We start from the raw sequence: 26934 nt of genomic DNA, 5'->3' as shown, positions 1-26934 counted from the left end.
ACATGCGAACCATGACAGACCGATCCGACGCCGGCGCTTCCGCGTTCGCCGGCTACTTGCGCAACGGCGCGTTCGGCCGCGACCTGCTGGCTTCGGTGGTGGTGTTCCTGGTCGCGCTGCCGCTGTGCATGGGCATCGCGATCGCCTCGGGCATGCCGCCGGCGGCCGGACTGATCACCGGCATTGTCGGTGGCCTGGTGGTCGGCTTGATCGCCGGTTCGCCGCTGCAGGTCAGCGGCCCGGCGGCCGGGCTGGCGGTGCTGGTGTTCGAACTGGTGCGCGAGCACGGCGTGGCGGCGTTGGGGCCGGTGATCCTGCTGGCCGGCGCGATCCAACTGGTGGCCGGGGTGTGCCGGGCCGGCGTGTGGTTCCGCATGACCTCGCCGGCGGTGGTCGCCGGCATGCTGTCGGGCATCGGCATCCTGATCGTCGCCTCGCAGGCGCACGTGCTGATGGATGCGGCGCCGAAGGCGCGCGGCCTGGAGAACTTCGCCGCATTGCCGGCGACGCTGTGGCGCGCGCTGGACGCCGGCGTGGGTCGCGCCGCCTTGCTGGTCGGGCTCGGCACCATCGCGATCATGCTGGCCTGGGAGCGGATGCGTCCGCAGCGGCTGCGTTTCGTGCCTGGCGCGTTGCTGGCGGTGGTGGCGGTGACCGCGTGGGTGCAACTGCAGGGCGTGGACGTGCGCAAGGTCGACGTGCCGGCCAACCTGCTCTCGGCGATCCACACGCCGACGCTGGCGCAGATGCTCGGCGTGTTCGACGCGACGCTGCTGCTGTCGGCCTTCACCTTCGCCTTCATCGCCAGCGCCGAGACCTTGTTGTCGGCGGCGGCGGTGGACCGCATGCACGACGGCCCGCGCACCCATTACGACCGTGAACTCGCCGCGCAGGGCGTGGGCAACATGCTGTGCGGCTTCCTCGGCGCGTTGCCGATGACCGGGGTGATCGTGCGCAGCGCGGCCAACGTGCAGGCCGGCGCCGCCACCCGCGCGTCGACCATGCTGCATGGCGGCTGGCTGCTGGTGTTCGCGTTGCTGTTGCCGTGGCTGCTGCGGATGACGCCGGTGGCGTGCCTGGCCGGGATCCTGGTGTACACCGGGCTGAAGATGGTCAAGCTGGGGCAGGTGCGCGAGCTGGCCGCCTATGGCCGCGGCACCGCCGCGATCTACCTGGCGACCACCTTCGCCATCGTCACCACCGACCTGCTCACCGGCGTGCTGATCGGCTTCGCCTTGTCGCTGCTGCGGCTGGCGCTGCAGCAGTCGCGGTTGAAGGTCGGCGTGCATGCGCACGAGGACGCCGACGGCAGCGCCGCGGCGGGCGCCGGCAAGCTGCGCCTGTCGCTGGAGGGCTCGGCGACCTTCCTGCGCGTGCCGACGATGGCGCGGACCCTGGAACGGCTGCCGCCCAACACCGAGTTGCATCTGGATGTGGCGCGGCTGCACCACGTCGACCACGCCTGCCTGGAACTGCTGCGCGACTGGAGCCGCAACGCCGCCGCCCGCGGCTGCGCGCTGGTGGTGGACTGGAAGGAACTGGACCGGCGCGTGGAAGGGCAGCGCGCGGCGTAGTTGGCCGCGTGGGGCAAGCGCTCCTACAGTGCGCCCAGCCGGCTATCCGAAGGCCGTTGTAGGAGCGGCTTCAGCCGCGACGAGCGAAGCGGTGTGGTTTTCGTAGTGGCATGCAGTCGGGACTGAAGTCCCTCCCACAGTAGGCTCTGCAGCTCCGCTTCGTCAGGGACGCTCTTTGTGGGAGCGACTTCAGTCGCGACGAGTGAAGCTGCGAGAGCTCGGCTTCGGAAGCTGTCGCGGCTGAAGCCGCTCCTACAGTGCGCCCAGCCGGCTATCCGAAGGTCGTTGTAGGAGCGGCTTCAGCCGCGACGAGCGAAGCGGTGTGGTTTTCGTAGTGGCATGCAGTCGGGACTGAAGTCCCTCCCACAGAAGGCCCTGCAACTCCGCTTCGTCAGGGACGCCCTTGTGGGAGCGACTTCAGTCGCGACGAGTGAAGCTGCGAGAGCTCCGGCTTCGGAAGCTGTCGCGGCTGAAGCCGCTCCTACAGTGCGTCCAGCCGGCTATCCGAAGGCCGTTGTAGGAGCGGCTTCAGCCGCGACGAGCGAAGTGGTGTGGTTTTCGTAGTGGCATGCAGTCGGGACTGAAGTCCCTCCCACAGCAGGCCTTCAACTCCGCTTCGCCAGGAAAGGCTCTTGTGGGAGCGACTTCAGTCGCGACGAGTGATGCTGCGAGAGCTCCGGCTTCGGAAGGTGTCGCTGCTGAAGCCGCTTCTACAGTGCACCGGGTCGGCGATCCGACGGCCGTCGTTCCAACAGCCTCACCCCGGCGTCTTGTCCTTGAACCGGCACAGGTCGCGGATCACGCAGCGCGGGCAGTCCGGTTTGCGTGCCTTGCACACGTAGCGGCCGTGCAGGATCAGCCAGTGGTGCGCGTCGTGCATGAACGGCGCCGGCACCCGCTTGAGCAGGCCGTCCTCGACCGCGCGCACGTCCTTGCCGGGGGCCAGGCCGGTGCGGTTGGCGACGCGGAAGATGTGCGTGTCCACGGCGATGGTCGGCTCGCCGAAGGCGGTGTTGAGCACCACGTTGGCGGTCTTGCGGCCGACCCCGGGCAAGGCTTCCAGCGCGGCGCGGTCGCGCGGTACTTCGCCGGCGTACTGCTCGACCAGGATGCGGCAGGTGGCGATCACGTTCTTGGCTTTCGCGTTGAACAGGCCGATGGTGGAGATGTAGCGCTTCAGCCCGTCCTCGCCCAGCGCCAGGATCGCCGCTGGCGTGTTCGCCACCGGGTACAGGCGGCGCGTGGCCTTGTTGACCCCGACGTCGGTGGCCTGCGCCGACAGGATCACCGCGATCAGCAGTTCGAACGGGGTGCTGTAGTCCAGTTCGGTGGTCGGCGTGGGATTGAGTTCGGACAAACGCGAGAACAGTTCGTGGATCTCGGCCTTGCTCAAGGTGCGTCCGCGCCGCGGCGCGGCGGCGAGTGCGGGCATTGCAGTCATGGCGTTCCCCGTGCGGCGGCCTTGGCCTTGGCCCGCGCCAGGATCGCCGCCGCCGCCGGCGGCAGCGATGGGGCGCTTGCGGCGACAGCCGCGGGCGGCGCCGCACGGCGGGCCTCGCGCGCGGCGGCGCGGCGCGCCAGGCGCGCTTCGCGGGCGCGGTAGCGCTCGCGCGCGGCCCAGGCCTCGCGCAGGCGCCGCTGCGCCGCCAGCAACTGCGCGCGCAGCTGCGGATGCGCCGGGTCGAGCAGGTCGTCGTCGGCGTCGCCGGCGTAGTCCATCAGGCCGCCGTCGATCGCCGCATCGAGATCGTCGTCGAGCACCCAGCGCAGCAATTGCAGCGGCGCGGCGGGGGAGGGCGAGGCAGGCATCGGTGCGCGCGGCTCAGCGGTTGCGGAACAGCGGCGGGCGCCGCTCCAGGAACGCGCGGGTGCCTTCGCGCATGTCCTCGCTGGAAAACAGCAGGCCGAACTGCGCGGTCTCGTATTCGAGGCCTTGCTCGATCGCCGATTCGCCGCCGACCTGGATCGCGTCGAGGATGCCGCGCAACGCCAGCGGCGCGGCGCCGGCCAGTTGCCGCGCCAGCTGCAGCGTCGCCTCGCGCAGGTCGGCGGCCGCCACCACGCGGTTGACCAGGCCCAGCTGCAGCGCGCGCGCCGCGTCGATCGGCGCGCCGAGCAGGCACAGCTCCAGCGCCGCGGCGCGGCCGACCAGCCGCGGCAGGCGCTGGGTGCCGCCGAAGCCGGGGATCAGCCCCAGATTGATCTCCGGCTGGCCGAAGCGGGCGCTGTCGGCGGCCACGCGCAGGTGGCAGGCCATGGCCAGTTCCAGCCCGCCGCCGAGCGCGAAGCCGTTGACCATCGCCAACACCGGCTTGGGCATGCGCTCGATCCGGCGCATCAGGCGCTGGCCGAGGTGCGAGAAGTCGCGGCCCTGAACCGGTGTAAGTTCGTTCATCTCGGCGATGTCGGCGCCAGCCACGAAGGCCTTTTCGCCAGCGCCGGTCAGTACCACCACGCGGATCGCGGGGTCGGCCTCGGCTTCGGCGAAGGCCGCATCCAGGCCCTGCAATGTTTGGCGATTCAACGCGTTGAGCTTGTCGACGCGGTTCACGGTGACGATGCGGATCGCATCCTGGGTATCGGTGACGACCGGCGCGCCGGACATGGCCATTCCTGAGATGTAAAAAAAAAGTGAAGGGAACTCTGGGCGCGCCGGCCTGTCACACCTGCGTCCCGTCGGTAGCGGTTATGCGCCGCGGCGGCTATCCTAACGCGTCATCTCAGGCGGCACAGGCCGTCCTGTGCCACCACCCTGGAGAATTGTTTGATGAAGTTGCGTTCTATTGCGGTCGCCGTGGCGGCCCTAGCCCTGAGCGGCAATGCGTTCGCCCAGGACACCTCGTCCGAGAAGGGCAAGCTGAGCTATTACTTCGGTTACGACTACGGCAACAACCTTGCCGAACTGTCCGGCCGCGGCGAGCAGCTCGATATCAATGCGGTGGTGAAGGGCTTGCAGGATGCCTACGCCAAGAAGCAGCCGGCGGTCGCCGCCGACCAGCTGAAGCCGGCCGTCGAAGCGTTCCAGAAGCGCGAGCAGGGCCGTGCCCAGCAGGCCAAGGCCGACTACGAGAAGGCCGCTGCCGAGAACAAGACCAAGAGCGACCAGTTCATCGCGCAGAACAAGGCCAAGGCCGGCGTGCAGACGCTGCCCAGCGGCGTGCAGTACCGCGTGATCGAAGCCGGCAAGGGCGCCAAGCCGACCCAGGCCAGCACCGTGCAGCTGGAAGTGGCCGGTCCGTATCCGTTCGGCCAGCGCCCGGCGCAGGCGCGTCCGGCGCAGCAGATTCCGTCGATCAAGGTCAGCGAAGTCGAGATGCAGGCCATGCGCGACACGCTGCTGCAGATGCCGGCCGGTTCCAAGTGGGAAGTGACGCTGCCGCCGGACAAGGCCTATGGCGCCGACCCGCGCACGCCGTTCCCGCCGAACGTGGCGGTGCAGTTCGAGATCAAGCTGATCAGCGTCAAGTAAGCGCGCTGCCCAGTGCATGACCAGTGCGCCGGCGGCAACGCCGGCGCATTTTTTTGTGGCGCGCAAAGTGCCGCCGCCGACGAATCGCGCTAGGCTGATCAGGTGTCGAATCCGATGGATCCCGTCCCCCATGTATTGCTCACGCCCTGTATCGGTCTGTGCACGCTCGATGCGCAGGGCTATTGCGCCGGCTGCCTGCGCAGCGGCGACGAGATCGCGCGCTGGCGTGGCATGAGCGACGCCGAGCGCCAGCACTACATGCAGGACGTGCTGCCGGCGCGCGGCTGGTCGCCGACGCCGGGCCAGCGCCTGGCCGAACGCACGCGGCTGCTGCGCGCGTTGCATCCGCTGCAGCGGCCGCCCGCAGGCCCGGGCTGGAATCACCACGAACTGCACGATCTGCTGCCCGACGGGGTGTTGGCCGAGGCCGCGGTGCTGGTCGGGCTGCTGCCGCGCGCCGATGGCGCCCACGTGTTGCTGACCCGGCGCACCGACGGCCTGCGCCACCACGGCGGCCAGGTCAGTTTTCCCGGCGGCCGCATCGAAGCCGACGACGCCGATGCGGTGGCCGCGGCGATCCGCGAAAGCGAGGAAGAGATCGCGCTGTCCGCGGCGCAGGTCGAACCGCTGGGCTATCTGGACCCGTTCGTGACCATCAGCGGTTTCCGGGTGACCTCGGTGGTGGCGGCGATCGATCCGGCCTTCGTGCCGCAGCCGCATCCGGGCGAGGTGGCGGAAGTGTTTGAAGTGCCGCTGGCCTATCTGATGGCGCCGGACAACCTGCGCAGCATCGAGACCGACTACCGCGGGCGGCCGCGCGCGGTGCTGGAATACGGCTGGCCGGGGCAGCGGATCTGGGGCGCGACCGCGGCGATCCTGCTCAACCTGCGTCGACGACTGGAGCAAACCGCATGAGCGATCCGTTACCCGATTGGCAGCAACTGGTCGCCGCGCCGGCGCTGGCGGCCGCGCTCGACCACCCCGACCTGCGCCTGGTGGATGCGCGTTTCGCCGCGGCCGCGCTTGCCGATCCGCAGGCCGCGCAACTCGCGCGCCAGGCCTATACGCAGTCGCATCTGCCCGGTGCGATGTACGCCGATCTCAACACGGACCTGTCCGACCTCGGCCGCCCAGGCCTGGGCCGGCATCCGTTGCCCGAGGCCGACGCGTTCGCGCGCACGCTCGGCCGCTGGGGTATCGCGCCGCACACCCAGGTGGTGGTCTACGACGCCGGCGACGGCAGCATGGCCGCGGCGCGGCTGTGGTGGATGCTGGGCCTGCTCGGGCATCGTCGCGTCGCCGTGCTCGATGGCGGCCTGGCCGAATGGCGCCGGCTCGGCCTGCCGGAAACCGATGCCGCAGCCGCGCCTTCGCCGCAACCGCCGTATCCGCAACGCTTCGATACCAGCCGCATCGCCGATGCCGAGGAAATCGCCGCGCGCCTGCACGAGGCGCCGGGCTGGCTGCTGGATGCGCGTGCCGGCGAGCGCTTTCGCGGCGAGGTCGAGCCGATCGATCCGCTCGCCGGGCACGTGCCCGGCGCGATCAACCGCCCGCTGGGCCAGAACCTGCGCGACGGACGCTTGCGTGCGCCGCAGGAGCTGCGCGCCGAACTGGAGCCGCTGCTGCACGGGCGCGATCCGCGCGAGGTGGTGCTGATGTGCGGATCGGGCGTGACTGCCTGCCATCTGTTGCTGGCGCTGGAACATGCCGGCCTGCACGGCGCGCGCGTCTATGCCGGATCGTGGAGCGGCTGGATCGCCGATCCGGCGCGGCCGCGCGCCAGCGGCTGAGCGCGGCACGCGGTGCGCGTGCCGCGGATCGGTGCGAGGAAACACATGGTGGCAAGCACAGAAACTGAGGCGATGCGGTGGCGTGGAGTGTGGATGCTGGCGGTCGCGCTGAGCCTGGCCGCCTGCGGCGAGCGGCCGCGCGCTGCCGGCGCCGACGCGTCGCCGGCATCGCAATCCGGCGCGCACTACCGGATGGCGGTGGAGCAGCACCGCGCCGAGCGCGTGGCGCGGTTGCGCGCGCCGGCCGGCTGGCTCAGCTACACCGGCTCCGGCCGGTTGCGCAGCGGCGAGCACCGGGTCGGCAGCGCCGTGGGGAACGACGTGCAGTTGCCGGCCGGTCCGGCGTACCTGGGCCGCTTGCGGATCGACGACGAGGCCGGCGTGTTCTTCGAGGCCGCGGCGGACGTGGCGGTGACGGCGCACGGGCAGCCGTTCGGTGCCGGTCGCCTCGGTACCGACGCGGCGCACGGCACCGAGACGCGGCTGGCGCTGGGCGAGCAGGAGTTCTACGTGGTGCGCACCGGCAACCTGTTCGGCTGGCGCTTCCGCGATCCGCACGCGGCCGCGCGCAGCGGCTTCCGCGGCATCGACTATTTCCCGATCGATCCGCGCTGGCGCGTGGTGGCCGACTGGCACCCGGCCGCGACGCCGCGCGCGATCGTCCTGCTCACCTCGATCGGCACGCCGCAGCCGCTGGCGCTGGCGGGCGTCGCCGAATTCACTCTCGGCGGCCGCCGCTATCGGCTGCAGGCGCTGCGCGAGGATGCCGGCAAGCGGGTGTTCTTCCCGTTCTCCGACCGCACCAGCGGCCGCGAGAGCTACGGCGGCGCGCGTTACCTGTTCGTCGAGCCGCCGCAGGGCGAGCGCGTCGTGCTGGACTTCAACCTGGCGCAGAACCCGCCCTGCGCGTTCACCGCGCACGTGGTATGCCCGCTCGCCCCGGTCGCCAACCGCCTGGAGCTGGCGGTGACCGCGGGCGAGAAGAACTACCTCGGTCCGCGCTGAGCGTGCGGCGTTGTGGCGTCGTGCGCAGTGGCACGGCGCGGCGGGTGTCTTTTGTAGGAGCGGCTTCAGCCGCGACACACGCCATCAGGCTGCCTGCCGCGGCTGAAGCCGCTCCTACAGGAGCCTGCGCCAACGGCGTCAGTGGTCGGAAACCGCATCCGCCGAAGGCACATACGGCGTCAGCGCCACCGCCTGCAGCACCTGCGCCCACGGAAAGCGCGGACCGGGATCGAGCTTGCGCTGCACCTGCAGCGCCGGATCGTCGCTGGCCGGTTCGCGGCTGCGGTCCAGCGCGTCGTGGCCGGCGATGTGGCGCAGCTGCGGCAACTGCGCCTGCAGCTGGCGCAGCAGGGCGATCAGCGCCTGGATCTGCGCCGGCGGATACGCTTCGTCCAGCGCCTGGTGGCGCGAATCCAGCCAGTGCGGGTAGCGTCCGCGGTTGACCAGTTCGATGCCCAGCGACTGCGGGTTGTAGCCGCGCACGTGGTGCGCCACCCGCTGCAGCGGCACGTAGCGGTGCACGCTGCCGTCGCGGTCGATGTAGAAGTGGCCGCTGTTGCCGGTGCCCGACGGATACAGCACGCGTTCGCCGTAGGCGCGTGCGCTGGCCAGGTCGGGCAGTTCGGTGCAATGGATCACCGCCAGGTCGATCGCATCCAGCGTGCGCGCCTGCAGCCGTTCGACGTAGGGCAGGGGGGCATCGTGGATCGGCAACGGCGGGGTCTGCGACATGCGCGGATGCTAGCATTCGCCGATCACTCCGAAGCCCGATGATGACTCTGAATCCCGATAGCCCGCTGGCGACGCTGCTCGCCACGTTGCCGCGCGCCGGACGCGTGGACTGGATAGGCCTGCGTCCGGCGCGCGACGTGCCGATGCTCGAGGTGGCGCAGGCGCTGGCGCATGCCGACGGCGGCCTGTTCGGCGACCGCTACGCGGGCAGCAACGGCAAGCGCGGGGTGACCCTGATCCAGGCCGAACACCTGCCGGCGATCGCCGCGCTGGCCGGCCATGCGCAGCTGGCGCCGGCGACCCTGCGCCGCAACCTGGTCGTCTCCGGCATCCCGCTGATCGCGCTGAAGGGGCGCCGCTTCCGCATCGGCGAGGTCGAGTTGGAAGGTCTCGCGCCGTGCGACCCGTGTTCGCGCATGGAAGACGCGCTGGGCGCGGGCGGCTACAACGCGATGCGCGGCCATGGCGGGCTGTGCGCGCGGATCGTGCACGGCGGCACGCTGCGCCTCGGCGATGCGGTGGTGGCGCTGTGAGCCGCGGCCACTGCATCCTGGTGCACGGCTTCGAGAGTGGCCCGGATGCGATCAAGGTCGCGGCGCTGGCCGAGGTCGCGCAGCGCCTGGGCTGGAGCCACGAGCGCCCGGATTTCACCGACTTGGACGCGCGCCGCGAGGTCAGCCAGCTCGGCGACGTGCCGGCGCGGCTGCAGCGCCTGCTGGCGCTGGCGCAGGCCGCCGCGCAGCGCGGGCCGTTGGTGCTGGCCGGGTCCAGCCTGGGCGCGTACATCGCCGCGCAGGTGTCGCTGCAGGTGTCGGTGCGCGGCCTGTTCCTGATGGTGCCGCCGACGCGGTTGGGCTGGATGCCGGCGCTGGACGCGGCGCCGGTGCCGATCTCGATCGTGCACGCCTGGCACGACGAACTGATTCCCGCCGCCGAGGTGATCGCCTGGGCGCAGGCGCGCGCGGCGCGGCTGCTGCTGGTCGACGACACGCACCGGCTGGGCGCCCACGTCGAGACCTCGGCACGGGCCTTCGCCGAACTGCTGGAAACGCTGTGAGCGGCGCTCTCTGCGTCGCGCGCTACGCCAACCGGAGTCACCGATGGAACTGAACATCCGCGCCGAAACGGCCGCCGACCACGCCGCGATCGAGGCGCTGACCCTGGTCGCGTTCTTCCGCGTCGTGCACAGCCGCCACGACGAGCAGCAGGTCATCGAAGGGCTGCGCGCGGACGGCGCGCTGACCCTGTCGCTGGTGGCCGACCACGACGGCTACGTGGTCGGCCACGTGGCGGTGTCGCCGCTGCAGCTGTCCGACGGCAGCCGCGGCTGGTATGCGCTGGGGCCACTGTCCGTGGGGCCGGGCCATCAACGCCAGGGGCTGGGCACGCGGCTGGTGCGCGAGGCGCTGGCGCAGTTGCAGGCGCTGGGCGCGGCCGGCTGCGTGGTGCTCGGCGAGCCGGCGTTTTTCGCCCGTTTCGGCTTCGCTCCGGAACCCGGGTTGGCGCTGCCCGGCGTGCCGGCCGAGTACTTCCAGGCGATCGGTTTCGGCGACCGCCTGCCGCCGGTGGCCGAGGCCGAGTACCACGCCGCGTTCCTGGCCGGCGGCTGAGCGTCGCCGCCGCTTCGCGGCCAGACCGCGCGCACGCGGGTTACCATCCTGGCTCAGATTAGTGAGCTAGCCGAGGATTCCTCCGATGCGCCAGTGATGCCGCCGTCTTCGACGGCCTTGTCCGTTCCTGCCGAACCCGGCGGGCGCGACCGGCATCCCTGGAGGTCCCATGACGCATCCCCTGCTCGCGCTGCAACGCGCGTCGTATGTCCTGCCCGACGGCAGGACCCTGTTTTCCGATCTCGATTTCGTGCTCGATGCGCGGCGCACCGGCCTGGTCGGCCGCAACGGCGTCGGCAAGAGCGTGTTCGCGCGCCTGCTCGCCGGCCAGCTGGCGCCGAGCGCCGGGCGCTGCCGCCGGCATGGCCGCATCCATTACCTGCCGCAGCAGATCGTGCGCGCCGCCGGCGACACGGTGGCCTCGCTGGCCGGGGTGCGTCCGGCGCTGGACGCACTGGCGCGGATCGAGGCCGGTAGCGCCGATCCGGCCGACTTCGACACGCTTGGCGAGCGCTGGGACATCGCCCAGCGCCTGCGCGCCGAACTGGAACTGTGCGGACTCGGCCATGTGACCGCGCGGCGGCCGGCGGCCGAACTCAGCGGCGGCGAGGCGATGCGCGTGGCGCTCCTCGGCGCCTGGCTGTCCGATGCGGATGTGCTGATCCTGGACGAACCGAGCAACCATCTCGACCGTCCGCAGCGCCAGCAGCTGCAGCAGCAACTGCGACGCTGGCCGAACGGGCTGCTGGTGGTCAGTCACGATCGCGCGCTGTTGCAGGACATGCAGCGCACCGTGGAGCTGTCGTCGCTGGGCCTGCGCGACTACGGCGGCGACTACGCGTTCTACGCGCAGTGCAAGGCGCAGGAGCAACAGCACGCGCTGGCCGACCTGGAACGCTGCAGGCACGAGCGGCGCCGCCACGGGGATGCGTTGCGCGAGCAGCAGGCGCGCCAGCAGCGGCGCAGCGCGCACGGCCGCCGCCAGGCGCAGGACGCCAACCAGGCGCCGATCCTGCTCGGCGCGCAGAAGCAGCGCAGCGAGCACAGCGCCGGCAAACAGCGGCAGCAGCTGGCCGCTGCGCACACGCGGCTGTCCGCACAGGTGCGCGCGGCAGCGAGCGAGGTCGACGCCGCCGCGCCGATCGCGTTGTTCGCGCCATCGCCGGCCGCGGTGGCCACGCGCCGGGTCGCCGACCTGCACGGCCTGCGGCTGCCGTACGCCACGGCCACGCGCGCCGCGCTGGACCTGCGCATCGGCGGCCGGCAGCGGATCGGCGTGGTCGGGCCCAACGGCAGCGGCAAATCGACCCTGTTGCGGGTGCTCGACGGCCAGCTCGCGCCGCGGGCCGGGCGCTGCGACGTGTCGGTGCCGAGCGCCTACCTGGACCAGTCGTTGCAGTTGCTCGACCCGGCACGGCCGGTGCTGGCGCAGGTGCAGGCGGCCAATGCCGTCGCCGACGTCGCCGAGCTGCGCACGCGGCTGGCCCTGCTCGGCCTGGACGCGCAGCGCATCGGCGTGCCCAGCGGCCGGCTCAGCGGCGGCGAGCGGCTGAAGGCGGCGCTGGCCTGCGCGTTCTACCGCGATCCGCCGGCGCAGTTGCTGCTGCTGGACGAGCCGGACAACCACCTGGACCTGGACGCGCGCGAGGCGCTGCGGCAGGTGCTGCTGCAGTACCCGGGCGCCTTGCTGGTGGTCTCGCACGATGCCGGGTTCCTCGACGACCTGCGCCTGGACACGCGCCTGCAGGCCGATCCCGACGGCTGGCGGCTGGCGCCGTGGTGAGCGTGGGCCGCGCGCCAGGGGTGGCCCACGCCAGGGCATGGCGCGGCCCCGGGCTGGTAATGGCGGGCGCGATGGCCGACCATTCGCGTCTTCCCGTCCGTTGCCGCCGCCCGCCTGTCGCAGGCCGCGCTGCCGCGATACGCGCGGAGCGGGCCGAGTGTCCGCCCGTGCATTCCTCCTTCTTCGTGTGGTCCGCATTCCCGTGAAATTCTTCGTCTCCTGCGCCAAGGGCCTGGAATACCTGCTCGTCGACGAGCTGCTCGCGCTCGGCGTGGCCAAGGTCACCGCCACCGTGTCCGGGGTCAATAGCGAGGGCGAGCTGCGCGATGCGCAGCGCGCCGTGCTGTGGTCGCGCCTGGCCAGCCGCGTGCTGTGGCCGCTGGACGAGTTCGATTGCCCCGACGAGACCGCGCTGTACGCCGGCGTCGCCGCGCTGCCGTGGCGCGAGCACCTGACTTCGCAGCACACCCTGGCGGTGGACGCGCACGTGTCCGGGACCGCGATCACGCATGCGCGCTACGCCGCGCAGCGGGTCAAGGATGCGGTGGTGGACACGCTGCGTGGCGAAGGCCTGGAACGGCCGTCGGTGGACGTGGAGGATCCGGATCTGCGACTGAACCTGTCGCTGCGCAAGGGCCGCGCCACGCTGTCGGTGGACCTGGGCGGCGGTTCGCTGCACCGGCGCGGCTGGCGCCAGGCGCAGAACGAAGCGCCGCTGAAGGAGAACCTGGCCGCGGCGGTGCTGTTGCGCGGGCAATGGCCGCAGCTGTACGCGCAGGGCGGCGGGTTGCTGGATCCGATGTGCGGCAGCGGCACGCTGCTGATCGAAGGCGCGCTGATGGCCGCCGACGTGGCCCCGGGGCTGTTGCGCGGCGATCTGGCCGCCGCACGCCGCGGCGACGCCGGCCCACTCGGGTTCAGCGTGGCGCCGAGCCGCTGGCTGGGCTTCGACCAGGACGCCTGGCGCGCCCTGCTGGCCGAGGCGCGGCAGCGCGAAGCGGCTGGCCGCGCCGCGTTGCGGCCGGTGATCCATGGCGGCGACATCGACCCGCACGCGATCCGCGCCGCGCGCGAGAACGCGCAGGCGGCCGGCGTCGCCGCGGCGATCGTGTTCGAGGTGCGCGACGTCGCCGACCTGCGCACGCCAGCGCAGGCGCTGGGCACGGTGGTGTGCAACCCGCCCTACGACGAGCGCCTGGCCGCCGACACCGCGCTGTACCGGCGCCTGGGTGAGGCGCTCAAGCGCGCGGTGCCGCAGTGGCGGGCCAGCCTGCTGTGCGGCAATGCCGACCTGGCCTATGCCACCGGCCTGCGCGCGGCCAAGAAATACCAGATGTTCAACGGCGCGCTGGAATGCCCGCTGATCGTCTGCGACCCGATCGCGGTCGCGCAGCGCGAGCCGGCCGAGGCGCCGCGCGCGCTCAGCGACGGCGCGCAGATGGTCGCCAACCGGCTGCGCAAGAACCTGCGCAAGTTCAAGACCTGGCGCGCGCGCGAGCAGGTCAGCTGCTTCCGCGCCTACGACGCCGACCTGCCCGAGTACGCGGCGGCGATCGACGTGTACCAGGAGGACGGCGGCCAGGCGCGTACCTACCTGCACGTGCAGGAATACGCCGCGCCCGAAGAGATTCCCGATGCCGACGTGCGCCGCCGCCGCAACGAGTTGCTGGCCGCCGCGCGCGAGGTGTTCGAGGTCCCGGCCGAGCGGGTGGCGCTGAAGTCGCGCGAGCGCGGCAAGGGCGGCAGCAAGTACGGCCGTTTCGAGCAGCGCGGCGAGTTCCTGGTGGTGCGCGAGCACGGCGCCTTGCTGCGGGTCAACCTGTTCGACTACCTGGACACCGGCCTGTTCCTGGACCACCGCCCGCTGCGCGGGGCGATGGCGCAGCAGGCGCGCGGCAAGCGCTTCCTCAACCTGTTCTGCTACACCGGCGTGGCCAGCGTGCAGGCGGCGGTGGCCGGCGCCGATTCCACCACCAGCGTGGACCTGTCCGGGACCTACCTGCAGTGGTGCGCCGACAACCTGGCGTTCAACGGCAAGGGCGGCGCCCAGCACCGGCTGGTGCAGGCCGACGCGCTGACCTGGCTGGAGGCGGAGAAGAACCGCTACGACGTGATCTTCTGCGACCCACCGACCTTCTCCAACTCCGCGCGCGCGGAGGACTTCGACATCCAGCGCGAGCACGTGCGGCTGCTGCGCGCGGCGGTGGCGCGGCTGATGCCCGACGGCGTGCTGTACTTCTCCAACAACTTCCGCCGCTTCAAGCTGGACGAGAACGCGCTGGCCGAATTCGCATCGTGCGAGGAGATCACCGCGCAGACCATCGCGCCGGATTTCGAGCGCAACCCGCGCATCCATCGCGCCTGGCGCTTGCAGCGGCGCTGAGGGCAGGCTGGTGCCGCTTGCTGCGGCGGCCCGATCCGGGCGCTGTTGGCCGTAGGGGCGTTTTTGTGGGAGCGACTTCAGTCGCGACGGGCATTACCGATAAAGCCCGTCGCGACTGAAGTCGCTCCCACAGTGTGCTCTGCGGCTCAGCTGTCGCTGTGCCGCGCCGCGGCCTGGATGGCCGGACGCGGCTGCACGTCCTCGCCCGAGTCGCGTTCGCTCCAGTAGTCCTGGATCTGCAGGATCTGCGGCAGGATCGCGGTGAACAGCGCCACCAGGCGCGGCTCGAACTGGCTGCCGGCCTGTTGCTGGAACAGCTCCATCACCTTGGCCAGCGGCCACGCCTCCTTGTACGGGCGCTGCGTGGTCAGCGCGTCGAACACGTCGGCCACGGCCACGATCCGCGCCGATTCGGGAATGCGTTCGCCGGCCAGACCGGCCGGGTAGCCGCTGCCGTCCCAATGCTCGTGGTGGTACAGCGCGACTTCGGCGGCGAGCCGGAACAGCGGTGCGCCGCTGCGGCTGAGGATGTCGTAGCCGATCTGCGGATGCCGCTTCATCACCCGCCATTCCTCCGTATCCAGCGGCCCGGGCTTTTTCAGCACCGCGTCGGGGATGCCGATCTTGCCGGTGTCGTGCATCGGCGCGGCCTGCTCGAGCAGGCTGGCGTCCTCGCTCGACCAGCCGGCGGCCACCGCCAGCGCGCGCGCGTAGGCGGCCATGCGCCAGATGTGGGTGCCGGTGTCCGAGTCGCTGTAGTGGCCGGCCATGCCCAGCATGCGGATCGCGTCGCGGTGGCTGCTGGCCAGGCTGGCGGCGCTGACCAGCGACAGGTGGGTGCGCACCCGCGCGCGCAGGATGCTCGGCGAATAGGGCTTGGTGATGTAGTCCACGCCGCCGGCCTCGAAGCCGATGCTCTCGTCGGCGTCCTTGTCCTTGCCGGTGACGAAGATGATCGGGATCGCCGCGGTGCGCGGATCCTGCTTGAGCGTGCGGGCGATGGTGTAGCCGTCCAGATCGGGCAGGTCGACGTCGAGCAGGATCAGCGCGGGGCGGTGCTTGACCACCGCGCGCAAGGCTTCGGCGCCGTTCTTGGCGAAGGTCAGCGCGTAGTCCTCGCGCAGGATCTGCCGGATCAGCGCCAGGTTGCTGGCTTCGTCGTCTACGCACAGGATCGGAGGGTGGGCCATCGTGGTTCCTTGTCGTGTGCACGCCGCGGCGCCCGGACTGGGGCGCAGCGGCGGATGCTATTGGTTTGCATCGGCCTGCCAGCGCCTGACTTTAGTTTCGGCCTCGCGGAAGGAAAAGCTTTCCACCAGGTGCAGCAGTTCCGCCGTCATCGCCGCCGGCAGCGACGGCGCCAGGCCGTGCAGCACCCGCTCGACGCGGTCCGGGTCGTCGCTGTCCAGGGCCTGCAGCAGTTGCTGCAGTTGCTGTTGCAGCAGGACCGGGGACGCTGCGCTCTCGCCGACATCCGCGGCGGGAGCGGCCGGCGGCGCCTGCGCGGCGGCGGCCTCGGCCTCGGCCACGAAGCGCTGGATCGCCGCGGCGGTGGCGGCCATGGCCGTGCCCAGCGCCGCGATCGCCGCGCCGGCCTGGGCCGGCGCATCGCTCAGTCGTTCCTCCAGCGCGGCGCTGGCCGCGACCAGCGCCGGCAGCGCCAGCGAACCGGCCGAGCCGCGCAGCTTGTGCACGTAGGAGATCGCCGCTGCCGGCGCCTCCGGGGTCAGCAGCGTGCGCAGCATCGCCGCCGGATCGGGGTTCTCCTGCAGCAGCTTCAGCAGGTAGCGCTGGTAGGGCGCGCGTTCGGTCCACAGGCGCCGCGCCTGGTCGGCGTCGAGCAGCTGCGGGTCGGCGTCGGGCCAGACCTCGGCAGCGACCGCTGGCGGTGGCGGCTCGAGCGGCAGCGGCATGCGCAGCGGCAGGAACTGGCGGATCACCGCGATCAGCTCTTCGACCTGGAAGGGCTTGGCGATGAAGCCGTTCATGCCGCTGGACAGGGCCAGGTCCTGCTGCTGGCGGTAGGCGCCGGCGGTCAGCGCGATCACCGGCAGGTGGGCCAGGCGCGGGTCCTCGCGCAGCAGGCGGGTGGCCTCGTAGCCGTCCAGGGTCGGCATCTGCACGTCCATCAGCACCAGATGGAAGCGGCTGGGATCGCGCCGCAGCCGTTGCAGCGCCTGCTCGCCGTCGTGCGCCAGTTCCACCTGCGCGCCTTCGCCCTCGAGGATGCGCTGTGCGACCTCGCAATTGATCTCGCTGTCGTCGACCACCAGCAGCCGCGCGCCGGCCAGGCGCGGGGTGCCGTCGCCGCTGAGCAAGGGCGCGGGGCCATCGCCGCGGCGCCGCGCCAGCAGCGTGGCGATGGTGCGGTACAGCGCCGAGGCGGTGACCGGCTTGGTCATCACCGCGTCCACGTCGCTGGGCGCGTGCTGCTGTTCCTCCAGCAGGCGGCGCTCGTAGGCGGTGACCATGACGATGATCGGTTGCCGGTCAGGCGCCGATTGCGCGCGGATGCGCTGCGCCACGCTCAGCCCGTCCAGGTCGGGCATGCGCCAGTCGAGCAGGATCACGTCGAAGCTGTCGCGTTCCGGGCCGGCCGCGGCGACCGCCGCGGTCCCGCTGGACACCGCTTCCACCTGCCAGCCGAAACCGCTGGCGATGCTGGCCAGGTTGTTGCGCACCAGGTCGTGGTCGTCGGCGATCAGCACCCGGCGCGCCTCCGGGTGCTCCACCTCGGCGGCCGGCGCCGGCAGCACCGCGAAGCTGATCGCGAAATAGAAATCGCTGCCCAGCCCGGGCGTGCTCTGCACCTCGAGCTGGCCGCCCATCAGTTCCACCAGGCGCCGGCTGATGGTCAGGCCCAGGCCGCTGCCGCCGTAGCGGCGGCTGGTGGAGGTGTCGGCCTGCAGGAACGGCGAGAAGATCAGGCTCTGCTTCTCGCGCGCGATGCCGATGCCGGTGTCGCGCACCGAGAAGAACAGTTTGACCTTGCCGGGCTCGGGGCTGGGGAAGCTGCGCACCGACAGCGCCACTTCGCCCTGCTCGGTGAACTTGATGGCGTTGCCGACCAGGTTGATCAGCACCTGGTTCAGGCGCAGCGCATCGCCGCGCAGCCAGCGGCAGCCGGCCGGCAGCGGCTCGACGATCATCTCCACCGGCTTGGCGCTGATCGCCGAGGTCATCAGCGCGGCGATGTTCTCCAGCAACTGGTTCAGGTCGAACGGTTCCGATTCCAGGTCGATGCGCCCGGATTCGATCTTGGAGAAGTCGAGGATGTCGTTGATGATCTCCAGCAGCGAGCGCGCCGAGGTATCGATCTTCTGGATCATGTCCTTGGCCGCCTGCGGCAGCTCGCTGTGCTGCAGCAGGTACAGCATGCCCAGGATCGCGTTCATCGGCGTGCGGATCTCGTGGCTCATGTTGGCCAGGAAATCGCTCTTGGACTGGTTGGCGGTTTCCGCCGCGTCGATCGCCAGGCGCAGTTCGCGCTCGTGGCGCTTCTGCTCGGTCAGGTCGACCGCGATGCCGAGGTAGCCGATCACCTGGTCGTTGTCGTCGCGCAGCGTGCTCAGCGTCAGCAGCACCGGGAACGGGCGGCCGTCCTTGCTGACGTAGGTCCACTCGCGGGTATCGCTGCGCCCCAGCGTGGACAGCGCGGCCACCGACTCGAACGCCGGCACCACCGCCATGCCCGATTGCGCGGCCATGTGCTCGGCGCGGCTGGCCAACTGCTCCGGATCCAGGAACAGGCCGGTGGCCTTGCGTCCGATCATCTCGTGCGCGGCGTAGCCGAGCATGGTCTCGGCGGCGGGGTTGAACAGGGTGATGGTGCCGTCCGGGTCGGTGGCCACGATCGCGTAGCCGGCGTTGGCCAGGATCGTGCGCTGCAGCGCCGAGTAGGTGACCAGTTCGCTGGTGCGCTGCGCCACCTGCTGTTCCAGGGTGGCGTTGAGCTCCAGCACCCGCGCCTCGGCGCGCACCCGTTCGGAGACGTCGTGCAGCAGGTGCGAGTGGCCGACGACGTCGCCGTCGGTGTCCAGGATCGGCGAGGCGCTGGCCAGCGCGCTGACCACGTGGCCGTCGCGATGGCGCAGTTCACGCACCTGCGTGTCGTTGCCGGTGGAATCGCGCACCTGCGTACCCAGCAGGTCCTGCAGCGGCTGGCCGATGGCCTGGCCCGGGGTGTGGCCGAAGATGCGTTCGGCGGCCGGATTCCAGTGGGTGATGCGGCCGTGCAGATCTTCGGCCACGATCGCTTCGCTGGTTCCGCCGACCAGCGAAGCCAACTGGCTCTGCTCGCGCAGGATCAGGTCGCGCCGATGGCGGCCGGTCAGATATAGGTACAGCAGCGCGGCGAGCAGCAGGGAGATGCCGCCGACCAGGCCGCCGACCAGCAGCGGCGAGGTCTGGTTGAGCGAGCGGACGAAGCCCGGCGTGGCCTGTGCGCTGAGCAGCCAGCGCCGTCCGTAGACCGGCAGGCTGCGCTCGGCGCGCAAGCCCGCGACCGGCGCCCCCGCGGCGGCACCGCGATAGAACGGCTGCGTGCTGTTCTCGCTGTCGGCCAGGGTCAGCAGCAAGTCGTGGGCATGGTTGGGGGACGACACCAGCACTTCGGCAATATTGAGCGGCGCATAGGCCCAGCCGGTGGTGGCCTGCCAACGTTGCTCCGGGGTCTGCAACGGCAGGTCTTCGCGGTAGATCGGCAGCAACAGCAGGAACCCACTGTTGCCGACCCCGGGACTCTGCACCAGGCGGATCGGTGCGGTGAGGGTCGGCTTGCCCGAGCGCGCCGCGGCGATCGCCGCCGCGCGCCGCGTCGGCTCGGAGGCGATGTCGAAGCCCTGCGCGGGATTGTTGGCGCGCACCGGCTGGATATACAGGATCACGAAGCGGTCGCCGTCGTGCGGCGCCAGCTGGCCGATCTGCAGCGACGGCGCCCCGTCGGCACGCGCCTGCTGCAGGAACGCGGCCTCCTCGCTGCGCGCCACCCGGCGGATATAGCCGAAGCCGCGCACGCCGGGGAATTCGCGCCGGTACTCGCGCGAATCGCTGTAGCGTGTGAAGCGTTCGCGCGTGATGCGGTCGCCGCCGGCGGCGATCACCGCACCGCGCGCGCCGCGCAGGCCGTGTTCGTAGACGTTCATGCGTTGCTGCAGTTCGCCGGTGGCGTGGCTGGTCAGCTCCTGGAAGCGGTCGCGGGCCTGCTGCAGATTGCGTTGCTGCAGGCCGCGTGCGATCAATGCCGCGGCCAGCAACCCGAGCACCAGCACTGCCAGGGCGGCGATGCGCGCCAAACGCGCAGGGCCGGCAGCGGGTGTCCAGTGGTTCTTCGACATGAGCCCCTTTCCTTTGGCGAACGCTGGCGATGCGCAGGCATCGCCGTCCTTCCGCTTATACGGGATATCGGCCTTCACGATTGCAGCGCCGGTCCTGCCCCGACCGTGCGGACCACGCTAGCGCGATCGTTGCCGCCGCACCAGCCCCCATGCAGGGCTGGGGCAACGGTTCAGACCATCATGGAATCAGCGTGACGGCTGCGTGGAGCGCGAGCCCGATCAAGCCGCCGACCAGGGTGCCGTTGAAGCGGATGTACTGCAGGTCGCGGCCCACGCTCAGCTCCAGCTGCTCCACCAGGTGGCGCTCGTCCCAGCCTTTCACGGTCTGCGCGATGTGCTCGGTGACGCCGCTGCGCAGGCGCTGGGTCAGTTTCTCCGCGCCGCCCAGCAGGTGCTGGTTGAGCGCGTCGCGCAGCGCGCTGTCCTGGGCCAGCGACTGCCCGAGCGCGCCCAGCGAGCGTTGCAAATGCTGCACCAGCACACCGTCGCTGCGCGACAGGTCCTCGCGCAGGCTGGCGTGGATCTGCTCCCACAGGCCCTGCACGTAGTCCTGCACGCCGGGGTGCTCGATCAGGCGCTGCTTCATCGCCTGCAGCTTGTCGGCGGTGGCCGGGTCGTTGCGCAGGCGCTGCACGTAGCCGCCGAGCCAGCGCTCGTAGTCCTGGCGCAGCGGATGCTGCGGCTGCGACAGCACGTCCTGCAGTTCGTCCAGCAACGCATGCGCCAGGCGTTCGGCGAGGGTGTCGGCGATGCCTTCCACCGGCTTGACCCATTCCACCGTGCCGACCAGCTTGGGCCATTCGCGGCGCGCGTACTTGACGATCATCGCCGACACCCGCTGCTTGACCGCCGCGTCGTCCAGGTGCCGGCCGAGCCGGGTCAGCGCTTCGTCGAGCAGGGCCTGGTGGCGGCCGTCGGCGGTGAGCAGGCCGAGGATCTCGCCGGCGGTCGCGGCGGCGTTCCATTCGTGCAGGCGCGCGACCACGAAGCCGTGGATGCGACGCCGCACCGCGGCCTCGTCGAGCAGGTCCAGTGCCTGCAGCGCCCAACCGCGCGCCAGTTCGGCCAGCTTGCCGGCCTGCACCGGTTCGGCCAGCCACTGGCCCAGCCGCGCGGCGGGGTCGAACGCGCTGAGCTTGGACAGCAGCGTCGCCGGCTCCAGGAAATGATCGCGCACGAACACCGCCAGGCTGTCGGCGATGCGGGTCTTGCCGTGCGGGATGATCGCGGTGTGCGGGATCGGCAACCCCAGCGGATGCCGGAACAGCGCCACCACCGCGAACCAGTCGGCCAGCGCGCCGACCGTGGCCGCCTCGCAGAACGCGCCGATCCAGGCCCAGGCGCCGTGCATGCCCATGACGTGGCTGAGCAGGAAGCCGGCCAGCATCGCCAGCAGCAACAGCGCGGCCAGCAGCTTCATGCGCCGCAGCTGCGCGCGGCGCGGATCGGGCGGCATCGACGGGGCGGAGGAAACGCTCATGCCGGCCAGTGTACGCAGCGGCGGGTTAGGCGGATTTCATCGCCGGGCGAGGGTGGTTGGCGTGTCGTACGGCAAGTGTGTAAGAACGATGGCCTTGCACATGTCATCGATGTGCGTGGCGTCTCCGTGGGGCGGGCGGCATCCCTGTGGGAGGGACTTCAGTCCCGACGCGGTATTGCCGGAACAAGCCTCGCGACGGGAGTCCCTCCTGCACGTGCAGCGCACGGGCCCGATGCGTGGCGGGCCAGTGCCGGATCAGTCCTGCAACTGCGCCCGCAACGCCGCCAGTTCCTCGCGCAGCGCCCGGTTCTCGGCGTCCAGTTCGGCCACGCGCAGACGCAGCGCGGCCAGTTCCGCGTCGCCTTGCACCGCGTCGCCATCGCCGTCCTGCTCGGCCGGGGTTTCGCGCGGCTTGCGTTTGGACTCTCGGGCGCGCTTGGCCGCCTGCTTGAGCTCGTCCTTGCCGGCCCTGGCCGCGGCGCGCTGTTCCTCCTCCGGCAGGCCGGCCACCGCGGCGGCAGCGTTGATCGAGATCGCGCCGGACTTCACCGCTTCCACCACTTCGGCGGTGGCCTGCTTCTGGATCTTCTCGATCTGCACCACCTGGCTGTTGCTGAGTCGCGCGGCGCGCGCCAGGTCGGCACGGCTCAACGGCGCCGGCACCGCTTCGCTGCGCGCGCCGGTCTCGCCGGCGGACGGCGCATCGGCCCAGGGCGCGGCGTCGTCGTGCGCGTCGGTCGTCGCTTCAGTGCCGTCGGCGGACGCCGCGGTCGGCGCGGCGGCGCGGCTGCGGCGCTCGGCCAGGATCTCGCGCTTGCGCAGCGCCAGCACGCCGCGCTGGAAATCGGACACGCTGCGCCGGCCCAGGTGCTGGTCGATCATCCACAGGTGCACGTCCTGCAGCGACTGGAAACGGGTGTTCTGCACGGTCTGGAACGGCAGCCCGTGTTTCTGGCAGATGCCGTAGCGGTTGTGCCCGTCGACCAGGATCTCGCCCCACAGCACCAGCGCATCGCGGCAGCCCTCGGCGAGCAGACTGCGCTCCAGCGCCGCGTATTCGTCGGCGGTGAGCGGATCGATGTAGGCCTTGAGGTCTTCGTTGACGACGATGTTCATCGGGGCAGGGCACGGCATTGCGACAGGGGGCGGCATTGTAGAGACTTGCGCGCATCCGCGCCGGGCGGTGTGCGGCCGTTGACGCTATGCCGGACCAGGCACAGAATCCGCACGGCCTGGCGATCGGGGGATCGCGGCCCGGCCGATGGGGACGCGACGATGATCTTGTGGGGCTGGGGCGAGCGCGACGTCGCCTGTGGCATGGAGGAGCGCCAGTTCTGCCCGCGCTGCGAACAGGAGCGCGCGTTCGCGATGCGCCTGCGCTATTCGTACGGGCACTTCTACCACCTGTTCGGATGGGTCCGCGAAAAGCAGTACCAGCTGGTGTGCCCGGTGTGCCATCACGGTTGGCTGCTGAACCAGGCCAGCGCCGAGGGCCTGCTGCAGGCCGTGCCGATCCCGTTCCACCAGCGCTGGGGATGGCTGGTGATGCTGGTGCTGTCGGTGCTCATCGCGGCGGCGGTGTTGCTGCGCGGTGGCGACGCCTAGCGGGCGCGCCGAACCGCCTTCGCCGGCACCGCGCCCGTTCTGCTGTAATGCGCGGCCCTCCGCTGCCGACGCTTCGCCATGCCCGTTTCCGCAACCGCACGCCGCCGTCTGTGGTTGACCGCCGCCATCGTGGCGACGATCGCCGCCGGCTTGGCGTCGCGGCACTTCCCGTGGCTGCTGCCGTCGTGGCTGGGCAAGTTTCCCGGCGATGCGCTGTGGGCGCTGATGGTCTACCTCGGCCTGGCATGGCTCGCGCCGCGCGCGCGGCCGCTGCGCTTGGCGGCCGTGGCATTGGCCGTGTGCTGGCTGGTGGAAGCATCGCAGCTGTACCGCGCGCCCTGGCTCGACGCGCTGCGCGCCACCACGCTGGGGCATCTTGCCTTGGGCTCGACGTTCGTGTGGCTGGACCTGCTCGCCTATACGCTGGGCGTGGCCGCCGGCGCATGGCTCGACCGGTGCTGCGCGCGCCGATGAAGGCGGTCCAGAGAGGACGCCAAGGTCTGCAGGATCCGCAATTCGGTCGTGGCGGTACGGCCAACTGGCCAACCGGGAAGCGCAGGCGAAAGAGCCGGCAGGGCGTCGACGGTGCGTTCTCGCTGCGGTCGCTTTGCGCGGTAAGCAGAAGGGCAGGGCCGCTGCGCAAACACGCAACGGCCGCAGCGCTCAGTCGACCACCACCTCGCTGATCTGCATCACCGGGGCCAGGTCGGTGTAGTTCTTGATGTCGCCGAGGATCTCGTCGGCATGCGGGCCGAAGCCGGCCTGGAACGTCTCCACCGAGTCGCTGAAGATGTGGCACATGCCGACATAGGTGGGGTCGCTGCCGGGGGCGCCGCCGGACAGGCCTTTGTCCACGGTGTAACGCTTGCAGGCCTCGCCCATGCGCGCCTGCAGCAGCGGCATGTGCGTGTCGCGGTAGTAGTCGTGGTCGAAACGGGCGCCTGGCGTGTACGGGTACATCACGCTTACCTTGATCATCGTGCTGCTCCTGTCGGTGATACCGCGAATGTCGGCCACCGCGGGGTCTGGCCGGCGCTGGCGCAAGGCTAGCACCGGGTGCCGGTGGCGATAAGTGCCGCGGGTCAGGCCCAGGCGAGGCGGTGGCGGCCGGGGCCGCTCCACGCGATCCGCAGGAACGCGCCGCTCAGCAGGCCGCGCTCGCGCAGATGTGCGAACACCTCCGCCGGGCACCATTCTCTGCCGTCGGCAAAGGCCACGCCCAGGGCACGCAACGCTGCGAACGCGGTGGCCTTGTGCGCGTCGTCGGCGACCTGCAGCAGCCACGCGTCGGGTTGCGCCGCAGCGAATCCAAGCGCAGCCAGTGCGTCGTGCAGCCGGCGATCCGGCAGCCTGACCCGGATCGCAGCGCCGTCGGCTTTTTCCACATAGGCGACGGCCGGCTCATCCATCGCGCGGCGACGCTCCTGCGGCATGGCGGCGCCCGGCGCCGGTCGCCAGGCAATGGGCATGCAACCTGGTGGCCGGGCTGCGCCTCATTGCATCGTCGGCATCGCGAACTCGGCATCGCGCGCGGCCGCCGGCCAGCGTGCGGTGACGGTCTTGAGCCGGGTGTAGAAGCGCACGCCGTCCGGGCCGTGCACGTGCAGCGGGCCGAACAGCGAGCGCTTCCAGCCGCCGAAACTGTGGAACGCCATCGGCACCGGGATCGGCACGTTGATCCCGACCATGCCGGCCTGCACGCGCCGGGCGAAGGCGCGCGCGGCGCCGCCGTCGCGGGTGAACACCGCCGCACCGTTGCCGTATTCGTGCGTATCGATCAGCTGCAGCGCGGCCTCGGCGTCGGCCACCCGGACCACGCACAGCACCGGGCCGAAGATCTCTTCGCGGTAGATGCGCATGTCGCTGTGCACGTGATCGAACAGGCTGCCGCCGAGGAAGAAGCCCTCGGCCGCCGCCGGCGTGCGCGCGGCGCGGCCGTCGACCACCAGCGTGGCGCCGTCGGCCACGCCGCTGTCGATGTAGCCGCGCACGCGCGCGCGGTGCGCGGCGCTGATCAACGGGCCCATGTCCGGTTCGTCGGCGCCGGCGCCGAGCGTCAGCGCGGCCACGCGCGGCGCCAGCCTGGCGACCAGCGCATCGGCCACCGCATCGCCCACGCACACCGCCACCGAGATCGCCATGCAGCGTTCGCCGGCCGAACCGTAGCCAGCGCCGAGCAGGGCGGACACCACGTCGTCCAGATCGGCGTCGGGCAGCACCACCAGGTGGTTCTTGGCCCCGCCCAGCGCCTGCACGCGCTTGCCCAACGCACTGCCGCGCGCGTACAGGTCGGCGGCGACCGGGGTGGAGCCGACGAAGCTCAGCGCCTGCACCTGCGGGTGCGCGAGCAGCGCGTCCACCGCCGGCTTGGCGCCGTGCACCACGTTGCACACCCCGTCCGGCAGGCCGGCCTCGTGCAGCCACTCGGCCAGCAGCAGCGAGGCGGACGGATCGCGTTCGGAGGGCTTGAGCACGAAGCTGTTGCCGCAGGCCAGCGCCACCGGCAGCATCCACAGCGGCACCATCGCCGGGAAATTGAACGGGGTGACGCCGGCGACCACGCCCAGCGGCGCGTACTCGCTCCACGAATCGACGCCGCGGCCGACATCGACCGAATGCTCGCCCTTGAGCAGGTGCGGAATGCCGCAGGCGAACTCCACCACCTCCATGCCGCGGGTGACTTCGCCGCGCGCGTCGGACACCACCTTGCCGTGCTCGGCGCTGATGCAGCGGGCGAGGGTGTCGGCATGCCGTTCGAGCAGCTCGCGGAAGCGGAACATCACCCGTGCGCGCTGCAACGGCGGTGTGGCGGCCCAGGCCGGGAACGCCTGCGCGGCGGCGGCGACCGCGGCATCGACCTCGCGCGCGCCGCCCAGCGGCACGCGCCGCGCCACCGCGCCGCTGGCCGGGTCGAACACCTCGGCATGCTCGCCGCCGTCGAAATCGACGCGGCGCCCGCCGATGTAGTGGGACAGGGACTCGCTCATGGTCGGCAATTCTCCAAGGTCAACCCAACGCGTCCAGCGGGCGCACGAAATCCTCGCCCAACGCCTGCGCCACCGCGCGGTGGGTGAGCTTGCCGGTGTGGACGTTGAGGCCGTTGCGCAGATCCTGGTCGTCGCGCAGCGCCTGCAGGCCGTGTTCGGCCAGCTGCAGCACGAACGGCAAGGTCGCGTTGGTCAGGGCGAAGGTGGAGGTGCGCGCCACGCCGCCGGGCATGTTGGCCACGCAGTAGTGGACGATGCCGTCGACCTCGTAGGTCGGCTGCTGGTGGGTGGTGGCGTGGCTGGTCTCGAAGCAGCCGCCCTGGTCGATCGCCACGTCGACCAGCACCGAGCCCGGCCGCAGCAGCGCCAGCTGCGCGCGCGACACCAGCTTGGGTGCGGCGGCGCCGGGGATCAGCACCGCGCCGATCACCAGGTCGGTGTGCGGCAGGCATTGCTCGATCGCGTCGCGGGTGGAATACAGCGTGGTCAGCTGGTGGCCGTACAGTTCGTCGAGATACTTGAGCCGTTCCAGCGAGCGGTCCAGCACCGTTACCCGCGCGTGCAGGCCCATCGCCATGCGCGCGGCGTTGATGCCGACCACGCCGCCGCCGATCACCAGCACTTCGGCCGGCTTGACCCCGGGCACGCCGCCGAGCAACACGCCCGAGCCGCCCTGCGCCTTCTCTAGCGCGTGCGCGCCGGCCTGGATCGCCATGCGCCCGGCGACCTCGCTCATCGGCGCCAGCAACGGCAGGCCGCCATGGCCGTCGGTGACAGTCTCGTAGGCGATCGCGGTGCAGCCGGAGCGCAGCAGCGCACTGGCCTGCGCCGGATCCGGCGCCAGGTGCAGATAGGTGAACAGCAGCTGCCCCGGGCGCAGCAGCGCGCATTCGTCCGGCTGCGGTTCCTTGACCTTGACGATCATGTCGGCCTGCGCGAACACGCTCGCCGCGTCGTCGGCCAGGCGCGCGCCGGCGCGTTCGTAGTCGGCATCGGTCAGGCCGATGGCCTGGCCGCCGTCGCGCTGTACCAGCACCTGGTGCCCGTGCAGCACCAGTTCGCGAACTCCGGCCGGGGTCAGCCCGATCCGGTATTCGTGGTTCTTGATCTCTTTCGGGACGCCGACCAGCATGAGCGGTTCTCCAGGCATGCGGCGCGCGTGGGGAGCGCGGAGCGG

Annotated in this window: 24 protein-coding genes; 12 read left to right on the top strand and 12 right to left on the bottom strand. The window is 71.2% G+C overall.

From position 1 onward, the window contains the following. Positions 1–11: 11 nt before the first annotated feature. Positions 12–1574: a SulP family inorganic anion transporter gene (locus tag NUG20_RS13660; RefSeq protein WP_263398485.1), complete on the top strand. Its 1563-nt coding sequence runs from the start codon at positions 12–14 to the stop codon at positions 1572–1574. Between the two features lie 757 nt (positions 1575–2331). On the opposite strand, the gene nth is transcribed toward NUG20_RS13660, so the two are convergent. From nth to NUG20_RS13645, 3 genes are read right to left on the bottom strand one after another with little or no spacing between them, the layout of a single operon-like run. Beyond that, entirely contained in the window at positions 2332–3006 is a 675-nt protein-coding gene (gene nth / locus NUG20_RS13655; protein WP_263398484.1) for an endonuclease III, read from the bottom strand. Positions 3007–3011: 5 nt separating this feature from the next. Continuing rightward, positions 3012–3383 carry a hypothetical protein gene (locus tag NUG20_RS13650; RefSeq protein ID WP_263395003.1) on the bottom strand — a complete coding sequence of 124 codons (372 nt, stop codon included), beginning with the start codon at positions 3381–3383 and terminating at the stop codon, positions 3012–3014. A gap of 13 nt (positions 3384–3396) precedes the next feature. Beyond that, positions 3397–4179: an enoyl-CoA hydratase/isomerase family protein gene (locus NUG20_RS13645; RefSeq protein WP_263395002.1), complete on the bottom strand. Its 783-nt coding sequence runs from the start codon at positions 4177–4179 to the stop codon at positions 3397–3399. Between the two features lie 162 nt (positions 4180–4341). On the opposite strand from NUG20_RS13645, the gene NUG20_RS13640 reads away from it, so the two are divergent. From NUG20_RS13640 to NUG20_RS13625, 4 genes are all read left to right on the top strand, one after another. After that, positions 4342–5043 (top strand): FKBP-type peptidyl-prolyl cis-trans isomerase, encoded by a 702-nt coding sequence (locus NUG20_RS13640; RefSeq protein WP_263395001.1) that lies wholly within the window; start codon positions 4342–4344, stop codon positions 5041–5043. A gap of 114 nt (positions 5044–5157) precedes the next feature. Next, complete coding sequence (locus tag NUG20_RS13635; protein WP_263395000.1) at positions 5158–5958, top strand: NUDIX hydrolase; 801 nt, start codon at positions 5158–5160, stop codon at positions 5956–5958. Next, the gene (locus tag NUG20_RS13630; protein ID WP_263394999.1) at positions 5955–6836 is read left to right on the top strand and encodes a sulfurtransferase; all 882 of its coding nucleotides are present in this window, start codon (positions 5955–5957) and stop codon (positions 6834–6836) included. Before NUG20_RS13635 ends, NUG20_RS13630 begins: the two co-directional genes overlap by 4 nt. A gap of 72 nt (positions 6837–6908) precedes the next feature. Then, positions 6909–7841 carry a DUF1684 domain-containing protein gene (locus NUG20_RS13625; RefSeq protein ID WP_263394998.1) on the top strand — a complete coding sequence of 311 codons (933 nt, stop codon included), beginning with the start codon at positions 6909–6911 and terminating at the stop codon, positions 7839–7841. A gap of 138 nt (positions 7842–7979) precedes the next feature. Here NUG20_RS13625 and NUG20_RS13620 read toward each other — a convergent pair whose 3' ends face one another. Beyond that, on the bottom strand, positions 7980–8573 hold the full coding sequence (locus NUG20_RS13620) for an N-acetylmuramoyl-L-alanine amidase (RefSeq protein WP_263394997.1): 594 nt from the start codon (positions 8571–8573) through the stop codon (positions 7980–7982). A gap of 41 nt (positions 8574–8614) precedes the next feature. Between NUG20_RS13620 and NUG20_RS13615 the strand changes: the two genes are divergently transcribed. The 5 genes from NUG20_RS13615 to rlmKL all read left to right on the top strand — a co-directional run bounded on the left by NUG20_RS13615 (position 8615) and on the right by rlmKL (position 14349). Then, positions 8615–9106 (top strand): MOSC domain-containing protein, encoded by a 492-nt coding sequence (locus NUG20_RS13615; RefSeq protein ID WP_263394996.1) that lies wholly within the window; start codon positions 8615–8617, stop codon positions 9104–9106. Then, positions 9103–9630, top strand: coding sequence for an alpha/beta hydrolase (locus NUG20_RS13610; RefSeq protein ID WP_263394995.1), 528 nt, complete (start codon positions 9103–9105; stop codon positions 9628–9630). Before NUG20_RS13615 ends, NUG20_RS13610 begins: the two co-directional genes overlap by 4 nt. A gap of 43 nt (positions 9631–9673) precedes the next feature. After that, positions 9674–10183 carry a GNAT family N-acetyltransferase gene (locus NUG20_RS13605; RefSeq protein WP_263394994.1) on the top strand — a complete coding sequence of 170 codons (510 nt, stop codon included), beginning with the start codon at positions 9674–9676 and terminating at the stop codon, positions 10181–10183. Between the two features lie 169 nt (positions 10184–10352). Next, on the top strand, positions 10353–11966 hold the full coding sequence (locus tag NUG20_RS13600; protein ID WP_263394993.1) for an ATP-binding cassette domain-containing protein: 1614 nt from the start codon (positions 10353–10355) through the stop codon (positions 11964–11966). 202 nt (positions 11967–12168) lie between these two features. Next, on the top strand, positions 12169–14349 hold the full coding sequence (rlmKL, locus tag NUG20_RS13595) for a bifunctional 23S rRNA (guanine(2069)-N(7))-methyltransferase RlmK/23S rRNA (guanine(2445)-N(2))-methyltransferase RlmL (protein WP_263394992.1): 2181 nt from the start codon (positions 12169–12171) through the stop codon (positions 14347–14349). A 146-nt stretch (positions 14350–14495) separates the two neighbouring features. On the opposite strand, the gene NUG20_RS13590 is transcribed toward rlmKL, so the two are convergent. The 4 genes from NUG20_RS13590 to NUG20_RS13575 all read right to left on the bottom strand — a co-directional run bounded on the left by NUG20_RS13590 (position 14496) and on the right by NUG20_RS13575 (position 22281). After that, on the bottom strand, positions 14496–15539 hold the full coding sequence (locus tag NUG20_RS13590) for an HD domain-containing phosphohydrolase (protein ID WP_263394991.1): 1044 nt from the start codon (positions 15537–15539) through the stop codon (positions 14496–14498). A gap of 57 nt (positions 15540–15596) precedes the next feature. Further along, a complete protein-coding gene (locus NUG20_RS13585; RefSeq protein WP_263394990.1) occupies positions 15597–19685 on the bottom strand; it encodes a CHASE domain-containing hybrid sensor histidine kinase/response regulator in 4089 nt (1362 codons plus the stop codon). 178 nt (positions 19686–19863) lie between these two features. Continuing rightward, on the bottom strand, positions 19864–21105 hold the full coding sequence (locus NUG20_RS13580; RefSeq protein WP_263398483.1) for a DUF445 domain-containing protein: 1242 nt from the start codon (positions 21103–21105) through the stop codon (positions 19864–19866). 315 nt (positions 21106–21420) lie between these two features. Beyond that, the gene (locus NUG20_RS13575; RefSeq protein ID WP_263394989.1) at positions 21421–22281 is read right to left on the bottom strand and encodes a plasmid replication/partition related protein; all 861 of its coding nucleotides are present in this window, start codon (positions 22279–22281) and stop codon (positions 21421–21423) included. Between the two features lie 159 nt (positions 22282–22440). On the opposite strand from NUG20_RS13575, the gene NUG20_RS13570 reads away from it, so the two are divergent. Next, on the top strand, positions 22441–22770 hold the full coding sequence (locus NUG20_RS13570; RefSeq protein WP_263394988.1) for a hypothetical protein: 330 nt from the start codon (positions 22441–22443) through the stop codon (positions 22768–22770). A 78-nt stretch (positions 22771–22848) separates the two neighbouring features. Beyond that, complete coding sequence (locus NUG20_RS13565; protein WP_263394987.1) at positions 22849–23244, top strand: ribosomal maturation YjgA family protein; 396 nt, start codon at positions 22849–22851, stop codon at positions 23242–23244. Positions 23245–23433: 189 nt separating this feature from the next. Here the strand turns inward: NUG20_RS13565 and NUG20_RS13560 are convergent, their stop codons facing one another. The 4 genes from NUG20_RS13560 to ald form a co-directional block, all read right to left on the bottom strand. Continuing rightward, the gene (locus NUG20_RS13560; protein WP_263394986.1) at positions 23434–23748 is read right to left on the bottom strand and encodes an EthD family reductase; all 315 of its coding nucleotides are present in this window, start codon (positions 23746–23748) and stop codon (positions 23434–23436) included. Between the two features lie 104 nt (positions 23749–23852). Beyond that, a complete protein-coding gene (locus tag NUG20_RS13555; protein ID WP_263394985.1) occupies positions 23853–24239 on the bottom strand; it encodes a hypothetical protein in 387 nt (128 codons plus the stop codon). 24 nt (positions 24240–24263) lie between these two features. Continuing rightward, positions 24264–25757, bottom strand: a complete 1494-nt coding sequence (locus tag NUG20_RS13550) for a CoA-acylating methylmalonate-semialdehyde dehydrogenase (RefSeq protein WP_263394984.1) — start codon at positions 25755–25757, stop codon at positions 24264–24266. Positions 25758–25776: 19 nt separating this feature from the next. Continuing rightward, complete coding sequence (gene ald / locus NUG20_RS13545) at positions 25777–26889, bottom strand: alanine dehydrogenase (protein WP_263394983.1); 1113 nt, start codon at positions 26887–26889, stop codon at positions 25777–25779. Positions 26890–26934: the final 45 nt, after the last annotated feature.

It is taken from the genome of Xanthomonas sp. CFBP 8443, assembly GCF_025666195.1.
GTDB lineage: Bacteria > Pseudomonadota > Gammaproteobacteria > Xanthomonadales > Xanthomonadaceae > Xanthomonas_A.
This window is presented reverse-complemented; position numbering and strand designations above follow the sequence as displayed.